The organism is Chryseobacterium bernardetii, from assembly GCF_003815975.1.
Classification (GTDB): Bacteria; Bacteroidota; Bacteroidia; order Flavobacteriales; family Weeksellaceae; genus Chryseobacterium; species Chryseobacterium bernardetii.
In genome coordinates this window covers 4,219,609-4,241,301 of the sequence record NZ_CP033932.1, presented here as the reverse complement: position 1 = coordinate 4,241,301, position 21,693 = coordinate 4,219,609, and the positions used below count along the sequence as shown (strand labels likewise).

Sequence of the window (21,693 nt, the reverse complement as noted above, 5' to 3'; positions counted from 1 at the left end):
ATATAATTATCATTTTTAAAATTGATAAAACTCACTTTGGTGCTTGGTAATTTATATGTAAATTTGTGAGAATTAAGATAGATAATAATAAACAAATTCATAAAATAACATGAGTCAATTCGATGTTACCGTAATAGGTTCTGGTCCTGGTGGTTATGTAGCTGCGATCCGTGCAGCACAGTTAGGTTTCAAAACAGCAATTATTGAAAAATATTCAACTTTAGGCGGAACTTGTCTTAACGTTGGATGTATTCCGTCAAAAGCGCTTCTTGACAGCTCTGAACATTTCGAAAATGCAAAACACAATTTTGCAGGTCACGGAATCATCATCAACGAGCCTCAGGCGGATCTTGCAAGAATGATTGAGCGTAAAAACGAGGTGATTAAGCAGAATACAGATGGAATCAGCTACCTGATGAGCAAAAATCAAATTACGGTTTTTGAAGGAGTAGGAAGCTTTGAATCTGCTACTCAGGTCAAAATCACTAAAAATGACGGTTCTTCTGAAACTATTGAATCTAAATATACCATCATTGCAACAGGTTCTAAACCATCTACTTTACCTTTTATCTCTCTTGATAAAGAAAGAGTAATTACTTCTACTGAAGCTTTGAACCTTAAAGAAATTCCTAAGCACTTAGTAGTAATCGGAGGTGGAGTTATCGGTCTTGAATTAGGATCTGTATACTTAAGATTGGGAGCTCAGGTAACTGTAGTTGAGTTCATGGATAAAATCATCCCTGGAATGGACGGAGCTTTAAGTAAAGAATTAACTAAAGTTCTTAAAAAGCAAGGTATGAAGTTTATGCTTTCTACAGCAGTTTCTGCAGTGGAGAGAAACGGAGATACTGTAAAGATTACCGCTAAAGATAAAAAAGGAGAAGAAGTAGTAGTAGAAGGAGATTACTGCTTGGTTTCTGTAGGTAGAAAACCTTATACAGACGGTCTTGGTCTTGAAAAAGCAGGAGTAGAATTAGACGAAAGAGGAAGAGTAAAGGTAAACGATCACCTTCAGACTAACGTTGCTAACATCTATGCTATCGGAGACGTTATCAAAGGTGCAATGCTTGCTCATAAAGCTGAAGAAGAAGGAGTTTTTGTTGCTGAAACTTTAGCAGGGCAAAAACCACACATCAACTACAACTTAATTCCTGGTGTTGTTTATACTTGGCCGGAAGTAGCAGGAGTTGGTAAAACTGAAGAGCAGTTAAAAGAAGAAGGAGTAGCTTACAAAGTAGGTTCTTTCCCAATGAGAGCTCTAGGAAGAAGCCGTGCAAGTGGTGATATCGATGGTCTTGTTAAAATTATTGCAGACGAAAAAACTGATGAAGTTTTAGGAATGCACATTGTAGGAGCAAGAGCTGCCGACCTTATTGCTGAAGGGGTAATTGCTATGGAATTCCGTGCAAGTGCTGAAGATATTGCAAGAAGCTCTCACGCTCACCCAACTTATGCAGAAGCTATTAAAGAAGCTGCGTTGGATGCTACAGCAAAAAGACCTATCCACATGTAATATCTGATTAAAGATTTAATCATTTAAATAGTAAAAGAGGAGCAAGCAATTGCTTCTCTTTTTTGTTTATCCTTAACTATATCCTTAGCTCTATCGGTATTTTAGTCATTGCGGGCAAAGTGAAGCAATCTCAATGATGGCAATTTTTATTTGTTGGAGTCACAAAGTACAAAATTTTAATAGTATGATGTTTAAGGCGCAAAGATTTTATCTCCGATAAAATTGTACTCTGCTAAAATATGTCTATAATGCCACGAATGCAATAATTTTAAACCACCTTGAAGCATAGAATAGTAAAAAGGAAAATATATTGAAAGTGTTCCTACATGATTTTCATTTTATCATAAAATTTCGAGTTATTAGGTGCAATATTAAATTGAATTCCGAATGTTATTCCTCTAAAATATTTTTCTTTGTGTATAGGAAAAGAATATCCTGTATTTAGAAATAAAGCATTTAGTAATGAAATACCAATTCTGGGTTCTATTGCATATTGATTAATAGAAGCACCATATAATAATGCATTATTGATATAATAAACATTCGCTTCCGGAATGAATTTATTGTTTTCATTGATGCGTGTGTACAGGACAGAAGGTCCTATAATTACAGATTTATAAGCGGATTCTCCAAATCTGAATTCCATTCCGGCCTGTAAAACATTTCTTCCTGTATAGCGGTAGGCTATGTTAATGGCTGTTTTATCCAATAGCTGAGCGTTTGAAGTAAAGGCGAAAAGAAGAAATGCTGTGACAAAATATTTTCTCATATTTTTGTTTTTTCTATACAAATGTACAGGTTTTAAATGCTTTTATAACGGTAAAAATGATTCTTAAAAGTATTCACTAGGTTATAATCTTCAAATTTCCGTACCTTTGTCAGCTAATTTTATCATCAATGCAACTCGGAAAAACTCAAAATTTACAAATTTCAGAAAAACTCAATTCAGGATGGATCTTAATAGACGAAGAATCCGGTGAAAAAGCTTTTCTTCCTAAAATTTTCATTCGTGAAGAACAGGAAGTTGGAGAATATATTGAGGTTTTTGTATATCAGGATGATGATAAACTGAAAGCTACCACTGAAATTCCGTTGGCAGAAGTGGGTGAGTTTGCGGTAATGAGCTGTGTACAGAGCCTTCCAAGCGGTGCTTTTATGGATTGGGGAATTATTAAGGATCTGTTTGTTCCATACAAACAACAGAAAACCAAGATTATTGAAGGGAAAAGATACCTGGTTTATCTTTATGTAGACGAAGATATGGAACTGATTACCGGAACCACTAAATTTAAACGAAATCCGCAATATCAGGATCTTCCGTTTAAAAAAGGAGATAAGGTAGATCTTATCATGATGAATGAAAGTGAGCTGGGATGGAATGTGGTTATCAATAAAAAATATATCGGTTTGATATATGCTTCCGATGTTTTCAAGAAGTTGTATCCATTGTCTGAAGAGAAAGGATATATCAAAGCCATTCGTGAAGACGGGAAAATAGACGTTTCCCTACAACCGGAAGGATTTGAAAACATTGATGAGTTCAAACAAAAGATTTTAGACAAGCTGGAAGAGAATTACGGACTTCTGTATGTTTCAGACAAATCTACTCCTGAAGAGATCAAAGATGAGCTTCAGATGAGTAAAAAGAACTTCAAGAAAGCTATTGGCGGACTTTATAAAGATAAAATCATCGATATCTCAGACGACAAAATAAAATTATTATAAAATAAAAAGAGCAGAATTTTCTGCTCTTTTTTTATTGATATCTATTTCTACATTGCTTTACAATAGGATCTCAAGGGTATACCCTGTTCTAATAATCCATTTTAAAATTCCAAACTTTATTACTGAAACCTGATGTAAATCATAATAATTGTGTTTAATTTTTTTGTTTAACAATTTTGTCAAAAACAAAATTCCATTTAAATTTGCACAAATTTGTTTAACAAAAATGTCAAATCAAGCAAAAAAAGACCAAACACAGGAATTGATTAAGGAGACAGCGAAGAAATTATTCTTTGTGAAAGGAAAATTTGATGCTACTACACAGGAGATTGCAGATGAAGCAGGTGTAAATAGAACTCTTATTAATTATTACTTCCGGTCAAGAGACAAACTAATTCAGATCATCTTTGATGAAGCACAGAAAGTAGAGCAGGAAAAATCAAAGATCATTCAGAATTCAGATCTTCCGTTCAAAGAGAAGATCAGTAAGTTTATAGAAAGCAGCCTTTCTACGAGTCTTCAATATCCGTATCTGGAAACTTATATTGTATCACAGATTAATAAAGGAACGTGCCACCACAGGGAAATTGAAGAAGATATTTTAGATAAGTTATATGAAGATATTAAAGAGGAAATGGAGCTGGGAAATATAGAAAAAATGGCTCCTGTTCAGTTCATTCTGAATATGGTTTCCTTATTGGTGTTTCCAAGTGCCATAAGACCATTATTTATGGAGAATCTTCTGATTAATGATGAGCAATATGATAAGATTATTTCGGAAAGAAAAGAGATCATCATTAATATGTTATTTAAAAATTAAAAAAATCTAAAGTATTTCTTAAAATGATTCGTCAGTTAGAAATAAAAACAAGGATAAGAATTAAAAAAATAAACGAAGTATAAAATTATGAATAGAAAACGTATAACTGCTACAAAGCTAAAAATTGGGATAGCTTCAGCATTTATGATTTTCGGTTTTTCATTGGTGTCTGCCCAGCAGCAGGTTTCCCTGCAGGAAGCAATCAAACAGGCCCTCCAGAATAAGGCAGAAGCTAAAAAAGCTGCTTTACAGGTCAAAAAAGCCGAATACAAGATTGATGAGGCCAGAGCCGGCGCTCTCCCTCAGATCAGTGCAACAATAAGCAATACGTACAATCCTATTTTGCAAAAATCTGTTCTTCCCGGGGAGATTTTAGGTAAACCTGGTGAATTGATCCCTGTTGCTTTTGGAACAAAATGGCAATCTGTAAACGTAGTAACTCTTAATCAGAACGTTTTTGATCAGAGAGTTTTTATTGGTCTTAAAGCAGCAAAATCTACAAGAGAATTTTATCTTTTAAATTCGGATTTAACCAACGAGCAGATTATTGAGAATGTTGCTACTGCATATTATCAGGTGTTCGTACAGGAAGAGAATCTTAAAACGGTGGAAGAGAGCTATGCCAATACGGAAAGGGTAAGAAACGTCATCAAAAGTTTGGTAGATAATGGCCTTGCTAAGCCAATTGACCTGGATCGTACCAATGTTCAGCTTACTAATATCGGTTCAAACAAGCAGCAATTAATTAATGCTGTTGAAGTTTCAAAAAATTCACTGAAATTCTATATGGGAATTCCTATTGATACCCCTATTGAACTTGAAGAAAAAACAATTGTACCGAATCCACAGCTATTGGATAGCAATGTAAATCTGGAGACGCGTTCTGAATTGAAAGTTTTAAATAAACAAAGAGAGCTTCTGGAATATAGCAAAAAAGCAACTATTGCCAATCTTTATCCTACGGTAGGACTTTCTGCAAACTACGGTTGGCAGGGACTAGGGAATAAGTTTCCTTATGCTACGGGATCAAGCCAGGGAACGAACTGGGGAGACTATGCTTCCATTGGTTTAGCGATTAAAATTCCGATTTTTATGGGAGGGGCTACCAAAGCTCAGATTCAACAGGCGGAAATCGATATTCAGGATCTGGATCAGGATATACAGAACCAAAAACTGAACTTGAGTTTAGATTATAAAAATGCAGTTTCCAATATGGAGAATGCAATAATCAATATTCAAAGCATGAAAGATAATGTGGACCTGGCAGAAAAAGTACAGAAAAATACTCAGTCTAACTATCAGTATGGTTTAGCAACACTTACAGAAGTATTGGATACTGAAAATGCTCTGACGCAGGCTAAACAGAATTATGCAAATGCATTACTGGACTATAAGCAGGCTGAAATCAAAGTAATTAAAGCAAAAGGAGAATTAAACACACTACAAAACCCATAATAAGCAATGAAAAAAACTTTAATATATATCATCGTAGCAGCTGTACTGGTTGGGTTGGCAGCTTACAAGATTGCAGGTAACAAAGAGAAGCAGACTCAGGAAGTAAAAGAGGTTGCCAAGCAGGTAGATAAAATCAACGTTAATATTGTAACGGTTTCAAGAGAGAATATCGATACAGACTATTCTGCGAACGGTACCTTCATTCCTAAACAGGAAATGAACCAGTCTTCTGAGATCTCAGGACGTATTGTCAGCGTTTTGGTGAAAGAAGGTTCAAGAGTAGGAGCAGGTCAGGTGTTAGCAACTATTAAAAGGGATGCTATCGAAGTTGATGTTACCCAGGCTCAGAATAACTTACAAAATGCTATTATCGACAACCAGCGTTACGAAAATGCATATAAAACAGGTGGGGTTACTAAACAACAGCTTGATAATTCAAGACTACAGCTGAAAAATGCTCAGGCTGCTGTGAGAGCACAAGGTGTTAAAGTAAATGATACAAGCATCCGTGCAGGAATCAGCGGTACCATCAATAAAAAAATGGTTGAGCCGGGAACAGTAGTTTCTCCGGGAACAGCAATGTTTGAGATCGTTAATATCAACAGCTTAAAGCTTTCTGTCTTAGTGGACGAAAGCCAGATCGGGAAAATCCAGCTAGGGCAGGAGGTTCCGATTAAAGTAAACGTTTTACCGGAAGATTCTTTTGTGGGTAGAATTACATTTATCGCTCCAAAAAGTGATGCTTCTTTGAATTTCCCGGTTGAGATTGAAGTTCAGAACAGAGGAAATTTAAAAGCAGGTATGTATGCAACTGCAACCTTTAAAACAAATCATGGCGCAGAAACTCAGAATATGCTTACAGTTCCTGCTGAAGCGTTTGTAAACGGAGTAAGTTCAGGACAGTTATTTGTGGTTCAGAATGGTATTGCTAAACTGATTAAAGTAACTGTTGGAAAAGTTTACGGAGACAAAGTACAGGTATTAAGCGGGCTGAATGGTGGTGAGCAAGTAGTAACCAGCGGGCAGATCAACCTGGACAACGGATCTAAAGTGAACATTATAAAGTAGACGATTTATGAAGTTAGCAGAAATATCGATTAAAAGGCCCTCGTTGGTAATTGTATTATTTACAATTCTGACGCTGGGAGGTATCCTGAGTTATACACTCATGGGATACGAATTGATTCCGAAGTTTGAAACCAACATGGTAACCATTTCCACGGTGTATCCGGGAGCTTCACCCGCAGAGGTGGAAACCTCCGTTACCCGAAAGATTGAGGATGCCGTAGGTTCTTTGGAAAACGTAAAAAAAGTAGAATCTTCTTCATATGAAAGTTTATCCGTAATCATGGTTCAGCTGAACAATGGTGCCGATGTTGACTTTGCATTGAATGATGCTCAGAGAAAGGTAAACGCTATCCTGGGAGACCTTCCGGATGACGTAAAAGCACCTTCACTGAATAAATTCTCATTAGATGATTTACCAATTATCACGATGAGTATTTCATCGGATAAACTAAACAGTAAAGACCTTTACGACTTACTGGATAAAAAGATTGAACCTATTTTCTCCCGTGTAAACGGAGTAGCTCAGGTTGACCTTGTAGGTGGACAGGAGAGAGAAATCCAGGTGAATCTGGATGAAAAGAAATTGCAGGGATACGGACTTTCTATTGGAGATGTTCAGCAGGCTATCCTTTCTTCAAACTTAGATTTCCCTACAGGTAGCTTGAAAACTAGAACCACAAAATCTACGATCAGATTATCCGGAAAATATAAGTCTACTGAAGAAATGAACAACCTTGTAGTTTCCAACAAAAACGGAGCACAGGTTCGTTTATCTGATATCGCCACTGTTTTTGACTCCCAAAAAGATGTTGAAAAAGTAGCGAGATTCAACCAGTTCCCAACGATCTTAATGCAGGTGAAAAAGCAGTCTGATGCCAACGCAGTGGCTGTATCTGAAAGTATTCAGAAAACCATTAAAACTGTAGAAGAAGCTTATAAAATTCAGGGAGTAAAAGTAAAAATTGTAAACGATACTACAGAATTTACCCTTGAATCTGCGAACCACGTAATTTTCGACTTATTCTTGGCGATTATCCTGGTAGCAATTGTAATGCTATTGTTCCTTCACAGTATCAGAAATGCATTCATTGTAATGGTTTCTATCCCGGCTTCACTGGTGGCAGCGTTCATCGGAATGAACCTGATGGGATATACTTTGAACCTGATGAGTTTACTGGGGCTTTCCCTTGTGGTAGGTATCCTGGTGGATGACGCGATCGTGGTACTGGAGAATATCTACCGTCACATGGAGATGGGGAAAAGCAAGATCAGGGCAGCGTATGACGGAGCTTCAGAGATTGGATTTACCGTAGCGGCGATTACATTGGTAATTGTGGTGGTATTCTTACCGATTGCGATGAGTTCAGGTCTTGTAGCGAACATTCTGGCTCAGTTCTGCGTTACGGTGGTTATTGCTACGTTGCTGTCATTATTAGCTTCATTTACCATCATTCCTTGGTTATCATCAAGATTCGGTAAGTTAGAGCATTTAACAGGGAAAAATTGGTTTGAGAAATTCATCCTTTGGTTTGAAGGACTTATCGATAAATTTACTCACTGGATTACAGATATCCTTGAATGGTGTCTGAAAACAACACTAAGAAGAATTTCTACTGTTGTTATTACATTTATTATTCTGATCAGTTCATTCTCTTTAGTAATCTTCGGATTTATTGGAGGGGAATTCTTCCCGCCGATTGACCGTGGTCAGTTCTTAGTACAGATGGAGCTTTCAAAAGATGCTACCGTTGAAAAGACCAACCAATTAACATTAGAGGTTGAGAAGTATCTTAGAAATGATAAAGATGTTGTAGACTTAATTACAACTGTCGGACAGCAGTCAACAGGTTTTGGTGGTGCTCAGGCAACTACTTACCAGTCTGAGGTTCAGGTGAACTTAACAGATAAATCTGAACGTTCTGAAAGCACCAACATCAAGGCTGCAAAAGTAAAAAGAGCCTTAGAAGAGAAATTCACAGGAGTTGAGTTTAAAACGGCTCCAATTGGTATCATGGGTGCGGAAAATGCGCCGATCGAAATGGTGGTAACAGCTCCTGATAACGCAACTGCTGTAAAAGAAGCAACAAGAATCCTTGAGCTATTGAAAAAGGTTCCGGGAGCAGTAGATGCAGAATTATCTACAGACTCTGGTAATCCGGAAGTACAGGTGAATATCGACAGAGATAAAATGGCTTCTCTAGGCTTAAACCTTTCAAGTGTAGGACAGACAATGCAGACTGCATTTAACGGGAATACAGATGGAAAATTCAGAGCAGGAGAGTACGAATATGATATTAACATCCGTTTCGGAGATCTTAACAGACAGTCTATTGACGATGTTAAAAACCTGATGTTTACAAATCCTCAGGGGCAGCAGGTTCGTTTGAGCCAGTTTGCTGAAGTAAAAATGGGTTCAGGACCGAGTTTGCTTGAACGTAGAGATAAATCTCCTTCTGTAAAAGTAAGAGCGAAAGCAGTAGGTAGACCGGTTGGGGACGTAGCAAACGAATGGGCTGCTAAGTTCATGAACGGGAAAAAACCTATTGGTGTAGATTACATCTGGAGTGGTGATATGGAAAACCAGCAGGAAGGTTTCGGTACTTTAGGAATTGCGTTATTAGCGGCTATCGTATTGGTATATCTTGTAATGGTATCATTGTATGACAGTTTCGTATATCCTTTCGTGGTATTGTTCTCTATTCCGTTGGCGATGATCGGGGTAATGGTAATCCTTGCCTTAACCGCTAATTCACTGAACATCTTCACGATGCTTGGAATGATCATGTTGATTGGTCTTGTAGCGAAAAACGCGATTATGATCGTTGACTTTACGAATGCGAGAAAAGCAGCCGGAGCAACCACTCATGATGCATTAATTCAGGCTAACCACGCCCGTCTGCGTCCGATCCTGATGACAACCATTGCGATGATCTTCGGTATGTTACCGATCGCATTGGCAACCGGTGCCGGGGCTGAAATGAACAAAGGTCTTGCATGGGTAGTAATTGGTGGTTTAACATCATCTCTATTCCTTACATTGATTATTGTACCGGTAGTATACTCTCTATTTGACTCTATCCTGAGAAGAATGGGTAAAGACAATAAAGTAGACTACGAAGCTGAAATGAAGGCAGATTATGTACACAGAGAATTAAATGAAGACGGATTTACGCCTAAGCATTTAGACAAATAAAAATATCATATACCTTTAATTAATCGAAAGCGCCTCAGAAAATCTGAGGCGCTTTTTTATAACCATTTATGGTGTTCCCTTGAGGCTGTCTATTTTATTTTTAGCTTCACTGAAAGCTGTTTCAATAGCTTCATATTTATCAATAAATAATGTGGCATCAGAACCATATTTTTCAAGTTTTATATACCAATGTACATTACCTGTATCTATATAATATCCAACCTGAAATCCATCTACCGTTACAAACTTATTTTCCAGGTAATCTGTATTAGCTAAAATATCATTATTAACTTCATTTTGAAGCGCTTTTAAAGCTTTTAAAACTTCATTTAAATCAGTATATTCAATAGAAGCTGTTGTATTGCTGTATTTTCCTTCTTTAGAAATTTGATAAAAATAAGCAGTAACTTTTCCGTTTGAAATTTAGTTACAATATAATGACTGGTCTAAACTTTTAATGAAGTTCTCATCATAAAAAAGGCTTTCGTATCAACCGAAAGCCTTCATATATTGTATCTGGAAAAATTAATCAGCCATAGCTTCTCCGGATTTTCTGTAAACAAAGTTTCCGTAGATATGTCTTCTGGCAAAACGGCTTGGAGAATCAGCGTTAACCATTTTGATATAGGTATTTCTCGGAACTCCCATATATTCGTAGGTTTTTCCATTCAAATGCTGAACTGTTAAAATCGATTTTTCAAGATAAAAATCCTGAATGTTAGATTGGGTAATGGTTTCCGTGTACTCTTCTTTATATTTTTCCTGAGTTTCAGGATTAATGCTTACCAGGAAATGATAGGCTTCAATCACAGACTTACTTCTTTCCTCCGCTGCTACTTTTCCTGCTTCATCATTGATAAATTTATCAGGATGTGTATCTTTCATTACATTTCTGTAAATGGTTTTTAACTCTTTTAAAGTTACATTTTTATCAACTCCAAGAAGGGTTCTGTGCTCACCAATTCGTTTCATAATCTGAATTCTTATTTTCGGGGTGCAAAATTAAGGAATTTAATTGGAAAAACTGTAACTTATTCATTATTAATTTATTTGAAGACGTTTATTCTCCATGAAAATATTCATAAGCATAACTTTCCAAATCTCCGCTTTCTGAAATAAGCTGTTCTTCCTCATCATAAATTTTAAAGCTTTGCTGTGAACCTCCGATACTTGCAGACCCATCCAACCCAAGAAGGATTGTATAAAAAGTGTCTGTTAAAAGATTAGAAATGATATTTTTTAATTGCTCAACCTGAACTTCATTGAGGTTCAATTCCCCAATTTTTGTGGAAACCAGAGTTTTATATTCGGATTGATTGTCAAACGCCGAGTGAAGAATATTTTGTTTTTCGAGATAGAAATTTTTTACAAACTCTTCCGTTGTCATAAGAGTGCTTTACTTTTAAATTATATAGAGCTTTATAGAGGTCTTCCGTTAGTATATAACTAAAAACAGCACTCAGAAAGAGTACTGTTTTTATCATTTTTTAATGCCAGTTAAGGTTCATCACAATTTTTCTTCAGTTTTGTAAAGATTTTATCGAAATCCCTGTAAACATTTCCTTCCTCATCACGTTTCTGTCTGAAGCTGCTGTTGGCACAGTTGTGAAAGCTAAGCCCGATCATGTCTATTAATGCATAGTCTTCCCTTTGCGGATCCTCCATTTTAGCATTGAAACGGTTCATTACACCTTGCGGATCTGCATTGTTCTTACTTTTCAGTTCCGTATAAGCTTTCCATGAAGCAAACATTTTTTCTCTGTCGGGAGAAGATATGGCATCAATGGATTCTCTGCAGGTTTCGTAAAATTTGCTGTTTTTAAGCGTGGAAGGGTCCGAAAAGGCAATAATTTCTTCTTTGTTCAGCTCATATTCATTTTCAAAAGTCTGAATGGCATTTTCATACAGTTTTTTCCATACCGGCTGATTGATGACTTTAAGGCTGTAAAGTTCCTGTTTTTTCTCCTGATATTGTTTTTCCAGGTTTTCCAGGTGCTGATCTTTATTTTTACGGATTTCTTCAAGGCTGGAAAGTTTAAAAATAGGATTCGTATCAAAATGAACCCCATTGAACTTGTATAAAAGTTTGTTAACCCCGTCTATTTCCTCTTTTTCATATTTGGAAGCATCAAAATATCCCTTGTTGTCACAATTGAAAGTCTGATAGCTGTACGGTGTCAGATTGGTTTTTACAGGACCTTTTTGGCCCCAAACAATAGCAGATAAAGCCAGGGATAACCCGACCATCATTTTTTCCATGCGCATAGTTGTAGAAAGAATCCGAATTTTCTAAAATTTCAGCACAAAATTAAGGCTTTAAATCCGAAAACTAAAAGCTTTAGTCCATTTTATATAGTTATTTTTGTTATTGAATGGGAATTTTAATTTTTTGCTTTTAAATAGGGAGTTTCCCGAAAATTTTAAGGCTCGTCACAATGTCTTTTTACTTTGGCGAAAACCTTTTCGAAAGTTTTAAATAAAGAATTATCCGATTCAGCTTCTGGTCTGAAACTATGATTTGCACAGTTGTTAAAAGCATTCATCAGGTCAATAATTGCGTAATCAGCTTTTCTTGGATCATTCCACTTAGCTGTAAAGGCGTCTTTTGCTTCGGAATAAGATCCTTGCCCATTTTTAGCTTCAAATAAGCTTTTCCATACCGAATACATTTTCTCCTTATCACTGGCAGTCATTGCATCTGCATATTCCTTACAGGGAGTATAAAACTTACTGTTTCGAAGAGATTGCGGATCTGCATAGCCCATAAGCAGAGTTTTATTCAGCTGATATTCGTTTTCCAGAAGGATAAGAGCGTCTTCCTGCTGTTTTTTCCATACCGGAAGGTTTATGAGTTTCAATGCTTCAAGTTCTTTTTTCCGTTCCAGATATTCTTTTTCAGTCTGCTGTAAAAGCTGAGTGCTGTTGCTGCGAACCTTGTCATATTTTACAGGGTTAAAAACAGTAAGAGAAGTAAACGGAGACTGAGCCAGAGGAGCCAGAAGCTTATAAGTGCCATCTATCTCTTCTTTTTTATATTTTGAAGGGTCAAAATAGCCTTTAACATCACATCCGAAAGTTTGATAAGAGTAAAGAACCAAAGGACTTTTCTTGGCAGGACCTTTTTGGGCGGTCATCATCATAGATAACGCTAAAGAAAGCCCTGTACATAATTTTTTCATGTTTTTTATCGTTGAAAAATATATATATTAATTGGAGGTAAAATTAAAATTTAAAACACCAACTTCTATTATAAATCAGAATTATTTACTCCCTGATTTCCGGTATTTATAAGGCTTGCCGTTTGTTTTTCCTTTTGTTTTTTATATTTTGCATCGTGATCATTAGCCCTTATCCTGCCTGGCCGGAAGGGAAATATAATGACTGATTTATATAATAAAATATTAATAATGTACGATAATTTAGAACAGCTGTTTTACAGGGGAGATCTGGAACAGTGTATTGCAGAAGGAGAACAATACTTATTATCCCATCCGGAAGACGAAGAAGTCTTATTTTTAATGGCAGTAGCTTATCATGATATTGTTTACTATGAAGGGCATGAAGCGGTTTACGATGCCATCAGGGATCACGTTATCCCTTACTTACGAAGAATACTTCAGTTAAATCCCAACAATCAGAAAGCATTATACAATATCCTGGATTATCCTTTAGGAAATGAATATAACCTGATGCAGATCGCCAGAAGTAAAAAGCATATTACCCAGGAAAATAAGGCAGAGTTTATCCGCTATGCAGAACATATGCTGGAAGATCCTGACTATGTAGCATATGGCTATGATTTTTTAGTTAAAATATATGAATCCCTTGAAGAAAATAAAGCACTCTTGAACAGTCTTGAAGCTGCCATGTATTATTCTAAAAAAGAATATGCTGACAACCGTGAGATCAGGGATAAAAATACTTCGCTTTACTGGATCAAGAAGATCTATTTACTGGACCGAACAAAGATGGTCTCAGGGAAGGAGCTTACAGACCTTATTGATAAAGAACATGCTACTTTTGTAAGCCGGAATGAATATGATCTTATCAATCTTGCCGATATTGCGTTTGAAAATAACGCACCTGATCTTTCATTGAAGATGATGCTAAAGGCTATTAATGGTGAAAATTCAGCAGTTCATATTCATGAAAAACTGGCAGAATGGCACCAGCGTTTTGCCGGACTCATTCAAAACGGATTTAATAATCCTGATGTTTTCTACTATCAGTTAATTATTGAAAGAAACTATAATGATCTGCTGAACCTTTCCCCTGATTTTTATTACCATCATGCTCTGGAAGTAATCAACTCCCATTCGGAACTATTCTCAGGATATCATTTTGCAGGCACATTCCTATATGAAAATGAGCGCTATGCTGAAGCTATTCCTTTATTGGAAAAAGCAGTGCAATTATCATCCAATGCTACGGCCTGGAGAAGAAAAGTAGAGTCAGAATATCTTTTGAATGGAACCCTGCCATCCAAAATCCCTGTGTTTTCTGATGATCCTACAGATATCTATAATGAAGGGGTTTTGCTGAACGAGTGTATAGATGCATTGGAAGATGAAAGTGATAAAATGAAATGGCATGAAGCAGGCCGGATCGTATATGAGCAGGCATATGAAGCGTTCCGGAAATATTTTGAGGAAGGTAAGTTTGAGAGTGATTATTACAATGATCTGCATACCAGGGCGATGTGCTGTAATAATTTAGCCATTAAGTATTCGTTGCTGGGAGATTATGAAACAGCAGTAAAGACTGCTTCTGAAGGACTCATATATTCAGAGTTTATGGAACTTCATCTGACCCTGATTGATGCTTTGGTGAGTGGAGGAAACTATGAAAGGGCAGAAAAAGCACTGAATAACTACTTCAATCTTTACGGAGAATCCGAAGACTATTTTTATAAAAGCCTTTACAACAGGGCACTTCAGGTTCAGCTTCATGAATTACTGGGAGCTGACGATGTTTATAAAGAAGCAGAAGAAGTTCTGACCTATGCCTATCAGCATACTATGGAAAATCCTGAAATTGATGATTATGACTACAGGGATCTGGAAGCCGGAAAAAATAAATTGGAAGGTATTTTGTTTCATCATCTGGACAGCCAGGATCTTCATATCAGGAAAGCTTATTATGAAGGGATGGCAGAACGTTTTCCCCAGGAGCCGAATCCTCAGTATGCGCTGATGCAGATTTATAATGAAGAGGAAAACTATGAGCAGACAGCCTTAGCAGCAAAAAGATATCTTGAAAATAAAAAAGAATTCCTTTTAGATGCTTTTGATAAAGCAAAAACCATTTATATGATTGTTAAAAATAATTTTCTGCAAGGTAATTATCAGGAAGCGGAAACAGTATTCAGTCAATATGATGCAGAATGTGAATCAGCAATGGACCCCGAAGAATATGTGCTTTGGTTAAGCTATGGTATCCGGGTTTACGAAAAGCTGAACCATAAAGAGCTGGCTTTATCCCTTGCAGAAAGATTCAACACCATCTATAATACTGAAGGGTGGAGCTATGATGATCTTGTGGAAAGCGTTGAGTTAGCAAAAGCGGTTGTTTTATATCAGTCTGGAAATATAAAAGAAGCCCATGCGATATTGGATCAGGTGCGTTCGGTTGCAGAGTATGATCCTGTTGCGGATGAATATAAAGCTTCATGGAAAAAACCCGGGCTGTTTTCTAAATTCGGATTTTAATTATTTAAGAATAGAAATGGCACATCGTCTTTATGTATATAATGTAGATTCAAAAACCGGGGAGCAGTATCCATACTATATGGGAGAATGGAATTATGAGATCCCGGAATTGTTTCTTCCTTTATTCTCCTGTGATCCCAAGGCAAAAGGGAAACTCCTGTACTTTGATAAAATCAATGGAGTAGAAAAGCTAAAATCATTCTACCAGTTGTTGGGAGAGCATTATCAGCTGTTGTACAAAAAGGCTTATTATGAGCCTGTCAACAAAATGTTTGAGATGCTGGATGCTCTTCCTTACGATACTTTCCTAATAGATGCGTGGGATGTCTTCAATATGAATGAAGAAAAGCACAGTGATCAGGCCAAAGAATGGGTGCTGGAAATTAAGGAAAAAAGCAAGCTGTATGATAAAGCTATGGCCAAACAGAATCTGGGATGGCTGGAAAAAGAAATCTTCGCAAGAAGGGGATATGATACCTTTTTAGATCTGCTGCAAACAGACTGGATTGAGTATGGTCTTGGGTATTGGAATGAAGATCTGTATAAAGATATTTCGGAGTCTTTTGAAGACAATGGTCTTTGGGGACTGAAAGATAAAAAAGGGAATGTCATTATTCCGCCTGTTTATGAAGAAATATTTGCCTTTAGCGAAGAAGGAATTGCAGTAGCACAGAAAGATGGTAATTACGGCTACCTGAGAAATGATGGGAAGGTTCTTATTGACTGTATCTATGAAGAGGTTTATGATCCTTTTTTTATCGGCAATAAGAATTATGGAATTATAGAAATTGATCAGAAATGTGGGTTAATTAATATTGAAAACAGGGAAATTGTGATCCCCTGTGAATATGAAGAATTGGAGATGTTAAGGCATACTGGGCTTTTCAATGCTAAAAAGAAAGGAAAGTATTGTCTTATTGATGCATCCAATAAACCGATCATTGAGGACTATTCTGAGACACCTTTTGAATTTGATTATTCTGAATTACTCTATCGTAAGCTTGAAGGAACTTCAAAAAGAGCTTTTTATACATTTGAAGGTATTTTCCTGGGAGAATATCCTGAAGACACACTGAACCATATTGCGGAGGGATATTATTTCGCTAAACCGAATAAGTTTCAGAAAAAAATTAATATTATAAAGGCAGATGGAAGTATTTTAGATTCTGAAATAGACACTATGATGGCTATGGGAGACTACAGCTACACTTCTTTTGCCTATAAAAAAGCGAAGGAATGGTATATTTATGATACCAAGGCCGGAGAGTTCAGGTTAAAAGAGCATACCATTGAAAATATCCAGAGAGACTGGTATTCTCAGTTTATGAAGGATGTATTTTTGCTTTCCGATGAAAATGGCTGGGGCTTATACAATGCTGCGGAAGACCGATGGCTGTTGCCTTCTTCCAAAGAATATAAAAAGATTGAATCCTGCAGAGAAGAAATCTTCCGGGTTACCACTTCCAACGGGATGTTTTATTTCGATCAGAAAATAGGAACACAAAGCAGTATTTATGATTATATTGGTGAAGGGATAGATCATTATAAACAGATGCTTTGCCTTTATAAGGGAAATGAGATGTTTATCCTGGATACTAAAAGACAATTACATCAGATCTCCGATAATCAGATGGGAGCCCTGTATGAAAAAAGATATAATCTTCGTGGAAAAGATCAAAAGTATTTCCTTGATTTTTATAAAATATGGACTGAAAAAAAAGGTTCAGGCTATGAACAGTATTTTGATGATGCAACCCTCATGTTACGGGCTGAAGAATATACCAATGAAGGAAAGATTAAAGACGCTGTAAGACTCTATGAAATAGGCGTAAAGCGTGGGAATACAGATATGATGGTGGAACTTGGATATATTTATGTTCATGATGATTACCCTGAGTTTTACGATCTGGAAAAAGGTCTTGCCCTCTACGAAAAAGCGGCTTCTAAGAATCACGCTATTGCATGGAATAACCTGGGTTATCATTATCAGAACGGCATTGGATATCCTCAGGATATTAAAAAAGCTTTAAAGTGTTTCAGGAAGTCCGCAGAATTAGGAGAAGGGCTGGCAATGCAGAACCTTGGACTTCTTTATTTCTATGGAGACTATGTATTACAGGATTATGACCTTGCTCTGGATTACTATAAGCAGGCAGAAAAGAAATTCTATTTTAATGATGAAAAATTAGCTGAAATCTATTATCAGAAAAGTGATTATGACAATCTTCAGCGCTATTTGAAAAAAGATACGCAGGGTACTTATTCCGATATCTATTACGGAATTATGTATGATGAAGGATTGGGTGTAAAAATAAGCCCTAAAAAAGCTATTAAACACTATGAAAAATCCCTGCAGCACAGTTATTACACTACGGCATTGAGCAGGCTTTTATACTTTTATAAAGAAGATCCGGCTTTTGCTGATCCGGCGAAATACCAATACTGGAAGAGATTCGGTGAGGAGAATGATATGGAGATTTAGATAGGATTTTTGAAACCCAAATAACACTAATACTTTCACAATACCAAAATTATTAGTGTTATTTGCGCTTTAAATTCGTAATATCAGTTTTTCTTATAATTTTAAAATAATAATTTTATGATGATTTACTTTTTTCTCATTTTAATTGTGGCTGTATTTGGAGGGATTTCTTATCTGATAATGCGTTTTTGTAGTAGGTGGACCCGGAATCACAAATATGAAGTGCTTTTTAATACCTTAATTTTTATCGGATCATTTTTTCTGATCTCCTGTCTCAGTCTTTATATTTTTATTTCAAATCTTGATTTTTCCAGATAATTCTGGCCTTAATCATTTTATAAAATATCATTCTATGGATTTTGACTGGATTTACCTTATTGTTTTTTTGTTTTTCATCTTTGTAATGGGCATTTTTGGAGGGATTTCCTATGTGGTGATGCGTTTTTGTAACCGGTGGACAATGAAACATAAATACAAAAAATTGCTTAATACTTTGATATTTATAGGTTCATTTCTATTAATCTCCTCTATCTGTATTTTTATTTTAATCACGAATGTTTCTTTTCAACGGTAGAATTTTTTTTTTCCTAAAAAGTAATACGCAATCAAAAGGTTAATAATAAGGGCAAGCCATACATTCATGCCATAAAAAAGCTCATAATCATGAAGCTTTTCATTATAAAACAGATTCTTTATAATTCTGAAAGTAATAGCCGTTGTTGTCACGGCATAGCTTAAAATCATAAAGTTTTTATGTCTGATAATATTTCTCTTTTTAATAGAAAGTACAGCAATTACTGTAAAATAGGCCCAAAGAAAATCCTGAATCAGAAATCCTGTTATCCCTATCAGTCCGCCATTCGAAAACAATCCCAATACGAGACAGACCGGAACATTGATAATAAGAATATTGTAAACATAAATCTGTCCGATTATCTTATGCAGCTTTCTGTTTTCTTTTAAGAATTGTGGTGAAAATTGAGTTAAACCAGCCAGAAGACAAAGCGTAATTGAAAAAATATGGATGTAGAAAAAAGCCATCCAATAAGGATTGTTAACTACCTGTTGCTTAAAGGCAAGAAATCCCACTGTTTTATCAAGAGAAGTGTATTGGGAAATTGTTTTCAGCATCAGAATACTGAAAATAAAAACCGAAAACACTGCGACCACTTTAGCAATCTTTACTCTCAATGAATTTGTCATGAACCTTTTAGTCTTTTAATACTTCTCTGATCTGGTCTTCCATATCTTCAAGATCATTGAACTTTCTTAGCAATAGTGATTTTCTGTTTTTCTTAAGCTCTTTAATAATTTCAAGAGCTAATTCTAAAGGTTCAGCTTCATAGCCAAACAGGTTGCTGTCAAAATCAACACCCACCATCAGTCCATCACTGTTCATTCCCAGGCACCAGTTCTCCAGAAACTCATTAAGCGGAATAGGAGAGGCCTCATATTGGTTCCATTCCCTGTCTACACAAGATTTTGCCCTTGCTGCATTTGCCCAGAAACAGATGAGCTGCACAGGTTCACCATCTTCGTATTCCAGATCGTTGGAATAGGAAGTAGCATATCCTTTATCGTCTTTTAAGCCATAAACTATTTCTGTTTCGCTTACTTTTCTGATAAAATCCTGATAACGGTTCTTTAAGGTAATGTGGTCTTGAAGCATAGATATAAATTATGGAGTGATGTTTCTCTGTTTTATAAATCTTGGTTAAGGATTGCTCTGGGTATTAACATGTACAATCTCTGGATTTTCCCCGTCACTGTTCCGTTTAGATCTTCCCAGTAGTCCTATCTCAAGGTCATTAGGAGTCTCACTGTCCAGTTCAGATGGATGCACATAAGTATACATGCCATATCCATGTCCGGAAACAAGCCAGCCTTCAGTAGAATTCAGATGAATGACACTGAAATCTCCTGCAGAACCCCCGGCAAATACAGGGCCGAATTCCTGCATTAGTTTGATGGCTTCATTCTGTATGTTTTCTACAGTACTAATATCGTCAAAAATAATATAAGTATCATTTTTAAAAAGAACCCAGTCCTGAAATTTAGGATTGATTGCAAGTTTTACATGCTGAAGAGTTGATAAGTTATTCATAGTTAATAAGCTTTTTAAAATTATGTTTCTGTCTTAAATTTTTTAGGAAACCATTACAAAATCCCCTTTATTCTCAAATGCTGCAACAGCATAATGGTTTTGGCATCCTTAATTTCTCCAGTGTCAATCATGGTAAGTGCTTCATTAAAAGATAATTCCAGTACTTCAATCTGCTCGCCTTCCTCTTCAAGACCGCCACCATCATTAATTTTCATATCACTGGAATATTCGGCAACGAAAAAATAAAGGATTTCCGTTACAGAGCCGGGAGACATATAGGCTTCAAATACCTTTTCAACCTTTGAAATCTTGTATCCTGTTTCTTCTTCCGTTTCCCTTTTGATACAGTCTTCAGGATTATCATTGTCTAATAGACCTGCGCAGGCTTCAATAAGCATTCCGGAAGTATTTCCGTTGATATAAGTGGGTAATCTGAATTGTCTGGTCAGAATAACAGTGTTGGATATTTTGTTATAGAGCAAAATAACCGCTCCGTTTCCACGGTCATAAGCTTCTCTGCTTTGGATTTCCGTAGTTCCATCCTTTTTTCGGACCGTAAAAGTTACTTTATTTAAAGTATACCAGTTGTTAGATAAAATATCTGTTTTTAAAATAGTAATATCAGGATTTTGCATAAGGAATATCTTCTATATTATAATAAATGGTAAGGCCTTTTTCTCTGGCAATTCTTACATCCTCATCGGCTCCTTTTGAGTCTCCTTCAATACGGAGAACTGCATCGCACTTTTCAAGAATACGGTGGGCAGCCGGGTATTGTATCTCTTGCCAGGCCTCATCTCCAATTTGTATGGAGTCTGCCAGTTTAATCAATGGGAGTGCCACCCATTCTCCAATGATGGGAATATGTCCCTTTCTGAAAATTGGTAAGGCGGCCGCTTCCAGGTTATTTAGGTTCTGCTGAATAAGTTCAGGATTGTCATTGGTTCCGCTGCGGTAAGGACCTGCAATAAGTATGAGCATAATTTTTTTTGAGTAAAATAACAGAACTTATAAGATAAAAAAAATAATATAGTTTAAGAGCAGTTACTTTTTTGCTTATTTGTTTTAATGATACTTAAAAATTCAGGAGTAACTCCTAGATAAGAAGCAATCTGTTTTTGAGTAACGCGTTCTGCAGCCAGCGGATACTTTTTAAGAAAATTATAATACCGTTCTTCTGCAGGGAGAGATAAATTTTCAATGATACGGAGTTGCTCCCTGATATAGGCATTTTGCATCATAATTCTGAAAAACCTTTCAAATTTAGGAACCCTGCAATACAGTTTATCAAGGTTGTCTTTAGAAAGCTGTAGAATTAAACTTTCTTCAAGCGCTTCAATATTCAGCATGGCAGGCTTTTCATTAATAAAGCAATACATATCTGTAATCCACCAGTCTGAAATAGCAAACATGATGGTGGATTCTTTTCCTGAGGCATCTGTATAAAATGCTCTTAGAATACCTGATAAAACAAAGTTGATGTCTTTACAGAACTGTTGCTGTTTTATAATCTGCTCTTTTTTCTGAATCTTTTTTTCTTTCAGGAGAGACAAAAAATAAGAGGTTTCTTCGTCACTTAAAGAAATATGTCTGGAGATATTCTTTAGAATTAAACTTTCTTCCAT

General features: G+C 36.2%; 19 protein-coding genes. 8 read left to right on the top strand and 11 right to left on the bottom strand.

Translation table 11 applies throughout. The features are described 5' to 3' along the window. Window positions 1–109 precede the first annotated feature (109 nt). The gene (lpdA, locus tag EG339_RS19300) at window positions 110–1,513 is read left to right on the top strand and encodes a dihydrolipoyl dehydrogenase (protein ID WP_123871532.1); all 1,404 of its coding nucleotides are present in this window, start codon (window positions 110–112) and stop codon (window positions 1,511–1,513) included. A 322-nt stretch (window positions 1,514–1,835) separates the two neighbouring features. Here the strand turns inward: lpdA and EG339_RS19295 are convergent, their stop codons facing one another. Continuing rightward, the gene (locus EG339_RS19295; RefSeq protein WP_123871531.1) at window positions 1,836–2,282 is read right to left on the bottom strand and encodes a hypothetical protein; all 447 of its coding nucleotides are present in this window, start codon (window positions 2,280–2,282) and stop codon (window positions 1,836–1,838) included. 128 nt (window positions 2,283–2,410) lie between these two features. Here EG339_RS19295 and EG339_RS19290 point away from each other — a divergent pair, with 128 nt between their 5' ends. The 5 genes from EG339_RS19290 to EG339_RS19270 all read left to right on the top strand — a co-directional run bounded on the left by EG339_RS19290 (window position 2,411) and on the right by EG339_RS19270 (window position 9,774). Beyond that, entirely contained in the window at window positions 2,411–3,238 is an 828-nt protein-coding gene (locus tag EG339_RS19290; RefSeq protein WP_123871530.1) for a CvfB family protein, read from the top strand. Window positions 3,239–3,464: 226 nt separating this feature from the next. Next, window positions 3,465–4,058, top strand: a complete 594-nt coding sequence (locus EG339_RS19285; RefSeq protein WP_123871529.1) for a TetR/AcrR family transcriptional regulator — start codon at window positions 3,465–3,467, stop codon at window positions 4,056–4,058. 87 nt (window positions 4,059–4,145) lie between these two features. Further along, window positions 4,146–5,513: a TolC family protein gene (locus tag EG339_RS19280; protein ID WP_123871528.1), complete on the top strand. Its 1,368-nt coding sequence runs from the start codon at window positions 4,146–4,148 to the stop codon at window positions 5,511–5,513. A 6-nt stretch (window positions 5,514–5,519) separates the two neighbouring features. Then, window positions 5,520–6,581 (top strand): efflux RND transporter periplasmic adaptor subunit, encoded by a 1,062-nt coding sequence (locus tag EG339_RS19275; RefSeq protein ID WP_123871527.1) that lies wholly within the window; start codon window positions 5,520–5,522, stop codon window positions 6,579–6,581. Window positions 6,582–6,588: 7 nt separating this feature from the next. Further along, the gene (locus tag EG339_RS19270) at window positions 6,589–9,774 is read left to right on the top strand and encodes an efflux RND transporter permease subunit (RefSeq protein WP_123871526.1); all 3,186 of its coding nucleotides are present in this window, start codon (window positions 6,589–6,591) and stop codon (window positions 9,772–9,774) included. 525 nt (window positions 9,775–10,299) lie between these two features. Here the strand turns inward: EG339_RS19270 and EG339_RS19265 are convergent. From EG339_RS19265 to EG339_RS19250, 4 genes are all read right to left on the bottom strand, one after another. Then, a complete protein-coding gene (locus EG339_RS19265; protein WP_123871525.1) occupies window positions 10,300–10,746 on the bottom strand; it encodes a KTSC domain-containing protein in 447 nt (148 codons plus the stop codon). An 88-nt stretch (window positions 10,747–10,834) separates the two neighbouring features. Then, complete coding sequence (locus tag EG339_RS19260; protein ID WP_123871524.1) at window positions 10,835–11,161, bottom strand: hypothetical protein; 327 nt, start codon at window positions 11,159–11,161, stop codon at window positions 10,835–10,837. Window positions 11,162–11,271: 110 nt separating this feature from the next. Beyond that, a complete protein-coding gene (locus EG339_RS19255) occupies window positions 11,272–12,033 on the bottom strand; it encodes a hypothetical protein (RefSeq protein ID WP_123871523.1) in 762 nt (253 codons plus the stop codon). Window positions 12,034–12,194: 161 nt separating this feature from the next. Beyond that, window positions 12,195–12,953 (bottom strand): hypothetical protein, encoded by a 759-nt coding sequence (locus EG339_RS19250; RefSeq protein ID WP_123871522.1) that lies wholly within the window; start codon window positions 12,951–12,953, stop codon window positions 12,195–12,197. Between the two features lie 228 nt (window positions 12,954–13,181). Between EG339_RS19250 and EG339_RS19245 the strand changes: the two genes are divergently transcribed. After that, complete coding sequence (locus EG339_RS19245; RefSeq protein WP_123871521.1) at window positions 13,182–15,482, top strand: hypothetical protein; 2,301 nt, start codon at window positions 13,182–13,184, stop codon at window positions 15,480–15,482. Between the two features lie 16 nt (window positions 15,483–15,498). After that, complete coding sequence (locus tag EG339_RS19240; RefSeq protein ID WP_164466463.1) at window positions 15,499–17,964, top strand: SEL1-like repeat protein; 2,466 nt, start codon at window positions 15,499–15,501, stop codon at window positions 17,962–17,964. Between the two features lie 564 nt (window positions 17,965–18,528). Here EG339_RS19240 and EG339_RS19235 read toward each other — a convergent pair. From EG339_RS19235 to EG339_RS19210, 6 genes are read right to left on the bottom strand one after another with little or no spacing between them, the layout of a single operon-like run. Further along, a complete protein-coding gene (locus EG339_RS19235; RefSeq protein WP_123871519.1) occupies window positions 18,529–19,167 on the bottom strand; it encodes a DUF2306 domain-containing protein in 639 nt (212 codons plus the stop codon). A gap of 7 nt (window positions 19,168–19,174) precedes the next feature. Then, a complete protein-coding gene (locus EG339_RS19230) occupies window positions 19,175–19,633 on the bottom strand; it encodes a DUF2750 domain-containing protein (RefSeq protein WP_123871518.1) in 459 nt (152 codons plus the stop codon). A gap of 45 nt (window positions 19,634–19,678) precedes the next feature. Continuing rightward, a complete protein-coding gene (locus tag EG339_RS19225; RefSeq protein WP_185147660.1) occupies window positions 19,679–20,068 on the bottom strand; it encodes a hypothetical protein in 390 nt (129 codons plus the stop codon). A gap of 53 nt (window positions 20,069–20,121) precedes the next feature. After that, on the bottom strand, window positions 20,122–20,703 hold the full coding sequence (nudK, locus tag EG339_RS19220; RefSeq protein ID WP_123871517.1) for a GDP-mannose pyrophosphatase NudK: 582 nt from the start codon (window positions 20,701–20,703) through the stop codon (window positions 20,122–20,124). Next, window positions 20,690–21,049, bottom strand: coding sequence for a DUF4406 domain-containing protein (locus tag EG339_RS19215; protein ID WP_123871516.1), 360 nt, complete (start codon window positions 21,047–21,049; stop codon window positions 20,690–20,692). Before EG339_RS19215 ends, nudK begins: the two co-directional genes overlap by 14 nt. A gap of 53 nt (window positions 21,050–21,102) precedes the next feature. Continuing rightward, window positions 21,103–21,693 (bottom strand): Crp/Fnr family transcriptional regulator, encoded by a 591-nt coding sequence (locus tag EG339_RS19210; RefSeq protein ID WP_123871515.1) that lies wholly within the window; start codon window positions 21,691–21,693, stop codon window positions 21,103–21,105.

Excerpts from the sequence above, each read along its gene's own strand:
- lpdA (WP_123871532.1), top strand. The coding sequence starts at position 110 with ATGAGTCAATTCGATGTTACCGTAATAGGTTCTGGTCCTGGTGGTTAT.
- EG339_RS19295 (WP_123871531.1), bottom strand. The coding sequence starts at position 2,282 with ATGAGAAAATATTTTGTCACAGCATTTCTTCTTTTCGCCTTTACTTCA.
- EG339_RS19290 (WP_123871530.1), top strand. The coding sequence starts at position 2,411 with ATGCAACTCGGAAAAACTCAAAATTTACAAATTTCAGAAAAACTCAAT.
- EG339_RS19285 (WP_123871529.1), top strand. The coding sequence starts at position 3,465 with ATGTCAAATCAAGCAAAAAAAGACCAAACACAGGAATTGATTAAGGAG.
- EG339_RS19280 (WP_123871528.1), top strand. The coding sequence starts at position 4,146 with ATGAATAGAAAACGTATAACTGCTACAAAGCTAAAAATTGGGATAGCT.
- EG339_RS19275 (WP_123871527.1), top strand. The coding sequence starts at position 5,520 with ATGAAAAAAACTTTAATATATATCATCGTAGCAGCTGTACTGGTTGGG.
- EG339_RS19270 (WP_123871526.1), top strand. The coding sequence starts at position 6,589 with ATGAAGTTAGCAGAAATATCGATTAAAAGGCCCTCGTTGGTAATTGTA.
- EG339_RS19265 (WP_123871525.1), bottom strand. The coding sequence starts at position 10,746 with ATGAAACGAATTGGTGAGCACAGAACCCTTCTTGGAGTTGATAAAAAT.
- EG339_RS19260 (WP_123871524.1), bottom strand. The coding sequence starts at position 11,161 with ATGACAACGGAAGAGTTTGTAAAAAATTTCTATCTCGAAAAACAAAAT.
- EG339_RS19255 (WP_123871523.1), bottom strand. The coding sequence starts at position 12,033 with ATGGAAAAAATGATGGTCGGGTTATCCCTGGCTTTATCTGCTATTGTT.
- EG339_RS19250 (WP_123871522.1), bottom strand. The coding sequence starts at position 12,953 with ATGAAAAAATTATGTACAGGGCTTTCTTTAGCGTTATCTATGATGATG.
- EG339_RS19245 (WP_123871521.1), top strand. The coding sequence starts at position 13,182 with ATGTACGATAATTTAGAACAGCTGTTTTACAGGGGAGATCTGGAACAG.
- EG339_RS19240 (WP_164466463.1), top strand. The coding sequence starts at position 15,499 with ATGGCACATCGTCTTTATGTATATAATGTAGATTCAAAAACCGGGGAG.
- EG339_RS19235 (WP_123871519.1), bottom strand. The coding sequence starts at position 19,167 with ATGACAAATTCATTGAGAGTAAAGATTGCTAAAGTGGTCGCAGTGTTT.
- EG339_RS19230 (WP_123871518.1), bottom strand. The coding sequence starts at position 19,633 with ATGCTTCAAGACCACATTACCTTAAAGAACCGTTATCAGGATTTTATC.
- EG339_RS19225 (WP_185147660.1), bottom strand. The coding sequence starts at position 20,068 with ATGAATAACTTATCAACTCTTCAGCATGTAAAACTTGCAATCAATCCT.
- nudK (WP_123871517.1), bottom strand. The coding sequence starts at position 20,703 with ATGCAAAATCCTGATATTACTATTTTAAAAACAGATATTTTATCTAAC.
- EG339_RS19215 (WP_123871516.1), bottom strand. The coding sequence starts at position 21,049 with ATGCTCATACTTATTGCAGGTCCTTACCGCAGCGGAACCAATGACAAT.
- EG339_RS19210 (WP_123871515.1), bottom strand. The coding sequence starts at position 21,693 with ATGGAAGAAAGTTTAATTCTAAAGAATATCTCCAGACATATTTCTTTA.